The organism is Pseudonocardia sp. HH130630-07, from assembly GCF_001698125.1.
GTDB lineage: Bacteria > Actinomycetota > Actinomycetes > Mycobacteriales > Pseudonocardiaceae > Pseudonocardia.
Window position 1 is genome coordinate 3,490,524 of sequence record NZ_CP013854.1, and the last position, 6,169, is coordinate 3,496,692.

General features: G+C 72.5%; 4 protein-coding genes. All 4 read left to right on the plus strand.

Going from position 1 to position 6,169, the window contains the following annotated elements; translation table 11 throughout:
* The first annotated feature begins 196 nt into the window (after nucleotides 1-196).
* From AFB00_RS16865 to AFB00_RS16880, 4 genes are read left to right on the plus strand one after another with little or no spacing between them, the layout of a single operon-like run.
* Nucleotides 197-3,532, plus strand: a complete 3,336-nt coding sequence (locus AFB00_RS16865; protein WP_156819574.1) for a hypothetical protein — start codon at nucleotides 197-199, stop codon at nucleotides 3,530-3,532.
* Entirely contained in the window at nucleotides 3,532-5,181 is a 1,650-nt protein-coding gene (locus AFB00_RS16870) for a hypothetical protein (protein ID WP_068798033.1), read from the plus strand. Before AFB00_RS16865 ends, AFB00_RS16870 begins: the two co-directional genes overlap by 1 nt.
* 26 nt (nucleotides 5,182-5,207) lie before the next feature.
* Nucleotides 5,208-5,654, plus strand: coding sequence for a YbaB/EbfC family nucleoid-associated protein (locus AFB00_RS16875; protein WP_068798034.1), 447 nt, complete (start codon nucleotides 5,208-5,210; stop codon nucleotides 5,652-5,654).
* A complete protein-coding gene (locus tag AFB00_RS16880; protein ID WP_156819575.1) occupies nucleotides 5,647-5,994 on the plus strand; it encodes a hypothetical protein in 348 nt (115 codons plus the stop codon). The genes AFB00_RS16875 and AFB00_RS16880 overlap by 8 nt, the downstream gene beginning before the upstream one ends.
* Nucleotides 5,995-6,169: the final 175 nt, after the last annotated feature.

The window sequence follows — 6,169 nt, forward strand, 5'->3', positions numbered from 1 at the left end:
GGACGGCCGGGGACGAGGGGTGAGTCCGGTGCCGGGCGACGGGGCCGGGGCCGGGGTCGGGGCACGCTACCGGCACTCGTTCGAGGTCGGACGGCCCGGGCGTGAGGTGTACGACCCGCTCCGGGTTTCCGTCGGTCCGGAGCACGTTCCGGGCGATGGGACGACCTGTCGATGCGTCGTGTGAGAGGTAGCAGAAATGGCTGAGCGTGGATCCATCGTTCCGGTCTCGGGGACCGCCGAGTCCAGTCCTCCTACCTTCGGTAACCGCCGGTTCAAGACTGTCGACGAGTTCCTTCAGTACTTCAGCGCGGTGATCTACAACGGCGGTGAGGTCGATGGTGGCAAGTACGCCGGGTTCGGCGACGGAAACATCGCCACGCGGGACTGGCGCGCCATGAGCGACGCCATGAAGTCCGCGCTCGCCCAGATCGACGACACGAACAACGACTTCAGTGGCAAGATCAAGAGTATGCAGGAAGCGCTCGTGGGCGAGGCTTCGGAGGCATTTCAGGAGCGCGCCAAGGGGATCCTCAAGGAAAGTCGGGAACTGTGGCAGACGGCGACCGACGCTGATCTCGTGGGGAAGCTCTGGCATACCGGCGAATCGATATCGCATTTCGCTAAAGGTGTCGAGCTCGCCAAGCAGAAGAATCGGGAATGGCTGGAGAACGCCCAGAGTGAAAATAGTCGATACCACAAGCATTGGCTTGACCTCGTTGCCGCCTACGGCGGCGACGAAGATGATCTCTGGGATGTCGTCAAAAGCTCCGATAAATGGAATGCGCTACTCAAGGACAAGCGGGACGAGATGCTGCTCGCTTCCCTGCAGATTCTCGGGGACAATCTCATTGACGGTTACGTCGAGCGAGGCTCGGCGATGCCCCCGCTCTTCGCCACCTACACCACGGACACGTCGAATCCGGCGCTCGAGAAGCCCGACCTCCCGGACGACAAGGATCTGGACGGTGACGGCACCGGGGACGACGAGGGCGACGGCACCGGCGACGACGAGGGCGACGGCACCGGCGACGACGAGGGCGACGGCACCGGTGACGACGAGGGCGACGGTGAGAAGGACCTCGACGGCGTCGACGACGGCGTCGACGACCAGCTCGACGAGCTGATGGAGGACGGCTCCGGTGACGGAACCGGCGAGGACACCGGCGACGGTGCCGGCGGCGGGAGCGGCGACGGCCTGGGCGAGGACACCGGGGAGGACCAGGGCACCGGCGACGGTTCAGGTGGTGGCCTCGGTGGCGGGGGTGGACTTCCCGGCGGCGGTGGCGACGATCGGTCGGCCAAGGACAAGGCCGAGCAGGACAAGGCCGAGCAGGACAAGGCCGAGCAGGACAAGGCCGAGCAGGACAAGGCCGAGCAGGACAAGGCCGAGCAGGACAAGGCCGAGCAGGACAAGGCCGAGCAGGACAAGGCCGAGCAGGACAAGGCCGAGCAGGACAAGGCGGCCAAGGACAAGGCGGCGCAGGACGAGGCTGCCAAGGACAACGCCCTCGAGGACGCGAAGAATGCGGCGAACGGCGCCCTCAACGGCCTCGGTGACGCCGCCGGTGAGGGCCTCGGTGGCGGCGAGGGTGGCGGCGAGGGTGGCGGCGAGGGTGGCGGCGAGGGTGGCGGCGAGGGTGGCGGCGAGGGTGGCGGCGAGGGGCTCGGCGGTGGTGGCGGCTCGGATCCCGCCCGGGATAAGGCGCTCGAGGACGCCGAGAACGCCGCGGGCGGCGCGATCGACGACCTGAAGGGCGACGGCTCCGACCCGGCCCGGGACAAGGCGCTCGAGGACGCCAAGAACGCTGCGCAGGACGCGATCGGCGACCTGGGTGGTGAGGGCGATCCGCTGGCCGGCGGTGGCGGCGCACCGCTCGGCGGGGGCGGTGGCAAGGACGGTGCGGGGAAGGACGGTGCGGGGAAGGACGGCGCCGGCAAGGACAAGGCGGCGCAGGACAAGGCCGCACAGGACAAGGCCGCACAGGACAAGGCCGCACAGGACGAGGCGGCGCAGGACAAGGCCGAGCAGGACAAGGCAGCACAGGCCAAGGCGGCCAAGGACAACGCCCTCGAGGACGCGAAGAACGCGGCGAACAACGCCATCGACGGCCTCATGGACGACGGCGAGGGCAGCGACCCCGGCGGTGGCGAGGGTGGCGGCCCCGGGGACCCGGGCGGTGGCGAGGGCGGCGGCGAGGGCGGCCCCGGTTCCGACCCCGTTCGGGAGCAGGCGCTGCAGGACGCGAAGGACGCCGCGGGCGAGGCCATCGACGGGCTCATGGGGGAGAACCCCGATGCGGCCTTCGAGCCGGGCGAGGCGGGCGACGCCGTCGACGACGCGATCGACGACCTGGCCCGCCCCGGTGACTCCGGGGAGCGGACCGAGGCGCTCGGCCAGGCCCAGGATGCGATCGACGAGGCACTCGGTGACCTGCCGCAGGACGCCACACCCGAGCAGGCCCAGCAGGCCGTCGACGACGCTCTCGGCGGGGTCGACACCGGCGGTGACCCGGAGAAGGAGAAGGCGCTCGACGACGCCCGCGAGGCCGCTGACGACGCGATCAACTCGCTGGCCGATCCGTACGGCGCGGCGGCGGTCCCGCGGGCCGCCGACGACGCGATCGCCGATCTCGGACGTCCGTCGGACGACCCGACCCGCACCGAGGCGCTGATGGATGCCCAGGACGCCGTCGGGGACGCGCTCGCCGACCTGCCCGATGACGCCACACCCGAGCAGGCCCAGGAGGCGATCGACCAGGCCCTCGACGACCTGGGTGCCGATGAGGACGACCCGGTGCGCCAGCAGGCGCTCGACGACGCCCGGGACGCCGCCCAGGACGCGATGACGTCCCTGACCGACCCCACCGGGCCGGAGGCGGCGAACCGCTCGATCGGGGACTCGCTCGACGCTCTCGGAGACCCGGACGACGAGCCGGCCCGTCGCGAGGCACTGAACCAGGCCGGCGACGCCGTGCAGGACGCGCTCGGTGGGCTCGGCGACGACGCGACCGCGGAGGATGCGCAGAACGCCGCGAAGGAGGCGATCGACGGGCTCTCCGCTCCTGGCGACGACCCGGCCCGCGAGCAGGCGCTGCAGGACGCTCGCAACGCCGTCGACGACGCCGTCGGTGGGCTCGGCGGTCCGGGCGGCGGGCCCGAGGAGGTCCAGGACGAGCAACCCACGCCGATGCCAGAGATCGGTCCGGAGGGCGGCGGCCCCGGCGACGGTTCGCACCTCGCGTCCCGGATACCGGACGGCGGTGGCAACGGCTTCGACAGCGAGTCGATCGGCGCGCCCGGCTCGAACCCACCGCCCGTGCAGGGCGGCGGGACGCCTGCCCTCTCGAACGCGGGCGGCATGCCGGGCGGCGGGATGCCGCCGATGATGCCGCCGATGGGCGGTATGGGCGGCCCCGGTATGGGCGGCGGCCAGAACGAGGAGCGCGAGCCCACCATCTGGCTGCAGGCCGACGGCGGCGCCTGGGACGACGACGATGACTCGATCGCCCCGAACGTGCTGGGACGCTCCTGATGGCGGAACTGCCGGTACCGCCGCCCCCGTCGGAGGCGGACAGGATCTACACCGCGCGCTTCGAGGCCCTGTCCCGGCTCGTCCTGTCCGTCCCGCCGGACGGCTTCGACCGTCAGGCCGTCGCGTTCGCCGCCGCGGCGGATGCGCTCGAGGACGTCTCCGGTCGGGTCAGGGCGCAGAGCATCGGGCTGCGAGAGAACCTGAAGGGTGCTGCCGGCGACTCGGCCGCGACCCACGGCACCGGGCTGACCGCCGGGATCGAGGCGGTCGCCGCTGCCATCGCCGGGGACGCGGCGCTGTTGCGCCGGGCCGGTGACGGGGTCGCCGGCGCCCAGCAGTCGATGCGGGAACTGGTCGCCGAGCGGGCGCGCGCCGTGGCGGGCGCGACGGACCCGGGCGTGGCGGCGCAGTACGACGAGCGGGCCAGCAGCGTGCTGGAAGGACTCGTCCGCACCTACGTCCAGGTGGGTACCGGATTCGCTCCGCTCCCGGGTGCCGAGGACGCACCCGGGTCGCCGGGCGCCGACGAGGCTGTGCTGCGCGGCGCCGACAGCGAGGTGGCCTCCGGCGGTGCGGACGGGGTCCGGGACCTCGCGCGGCACGAGAGCCCCGGCACCGTCCCGGCTCTGCCGGTCGCGGCGCTGTCGCTCGCGCCGGTGTCAGGGGTGCACGCCGTGGCGGTCGATCCCGCGGTCACCGGGCGACCCGGCGGGGTCACCCCGGCGATGCCGGCCGGCATGACCCCGGTGCTCGGCCGCACCGTCGATCGTGCGGTCACCCCGGCCGGATTCCCGGAGGGTCAGGTCCCTGCGGTGCTGGGAGCCGTGGCCGTCGGTGGTGGCGGCCCGGTGCGCGGTTCGGCACCGACGGCCTCCGCGCTGCCGGTACACACCGCGGCTCACCGTCCTACCGAGTCCGGCGCGCCTGCTCCGCGGGCGCTCGGGCGCGAGTCCCCGGTTCCGGCTGAGGCGTCAGCGACGGAGAGGACGTCCTCGCCGATGATCCCGCCCGGGTTCGAGTCTCCGGTGCCGCTGCCGATGGCGGGGACCGCCCTCGCCGGGGCCGGCGCACCACCTCGTGCGCTCGGCCGGGAGGTGAAGGGCGCGACGGAGCAGCGGCCCGACGGCGGTGTCGTCGTGCCGGAGGCCCCTGCCGTACCGAGCGCGCTGCTGAACGACGACCGGCCGTCGGACGGGCTCCGGGGGCGGATCGCGACCGCGTCGTCCGTCCCGGATCCGGTCGCCGCGGCGCCGTCGTCCCTGCCGCCGGTCGGCAACGCCCCGGCAGTCCCGGCGACAGCGGGGGCGGCCGCGGTCGAACCCGCCGTGCCAGGGCGTCCCGTGTCTCCTGCCCTGCCCGACCCGTCGGCGGTGCGCCCGGCCGAGCTCGCGCCGCCGTCGGCGCTGCAGTCGCTCAGCCCGCCGCAGCGTCCGGAGCCGGGACCGCCGCCGACGTCGACGCCGTCGTCGCAGGCGTCCGGTCTCGGCATGCCACCGCCGATGATGCCGATGGGCATGGGTATGGGCGGCATGGGTATGGGCGGGGCCCCGCCCGACGAGAACCGCACCCGCGAGGTCGTCCTCCAGGAGGAACCGGGTGCCTGGGACGACGGCAGCGGGGCCGCGCCGGCCGTGCTCGGCCGCCGCTGAGAAACCACCGAGAAGAGGAGAGCTACATGCCTGCACGGGACAACGACGACTTCTTCACCGGGACCGACGACCCGATGGCGATCGTCGAGGCGGAGCGTCGCAAGCTCGACGAGGTCGGCAGGGTGTGGGACGAGGAGTCGAGCACCGTCCGCGCCAAGGACAACACGTTCACGATGACGTTCGACGGGCGCGGGGAGATCAGCGAGCTGACCTTCCACGGCAACCGGTACCGGACCCTCGCCCCGGCCGAGCTCGCCACCCGCATCATTGATGCGGTCAAGCAGGGGCGGCTGCAGAGCATCGAGAAGATGGCGGAGAAGACCGGGTCGATCCCCGGGCTCGACGTCGTCGGCATCGCGACCGGCAAGGTCGACCCGCGCAAGGCGATCGACGCGTTGATGGCCCCGTTCCTGGAGGACGTGCACGCGCCGGGCGTGCACAACCGTGAGCAGCGCGGGGCCGGCCGTGGCTGACCGCTTCGAGCTCGCCGAGAGCGATGCCGTACGGGCCGGGGAGCGTGCCGAGTCCGCAGGCGAGCGTCTGCAGCGCGCGCACGGCAACCTGGCGTCGGTGCTTGACGCACGGAACGGCTGCTGGGGCACCGACCAGATCGGCAAGGCGTTCGAGAAGGCCTACGTGGAGTACGCCGACCCGCTGCGGGAGAACTCCAAGTCCCTGGGGGAGAACTTCTCCGGTGTCGGAACGGCGACCACCGACATGGCGCGCGAGCTGGCCGACGTCGACGAGGACAACGCGAAGCGGTTCGACGGCCTGTACGCCGACGACATCGAGAGCTGGAGCGAGGAGGAGTAGCCGGCCGGCGCCCTGCTCGTGGTGGGGCTGGTGAGTGATGTTCCGCCGGTGTGGCCCTTCCGCGGATACCCGGTGGTTCACGGTGGCCCGATTCCTCTTCACTCACACGCTGGGGTGGTCGGCCACTGGGGTGGTCGGCCGTAGCTGACCGTGGGCAGTCGGAGGGAGGTGAGTC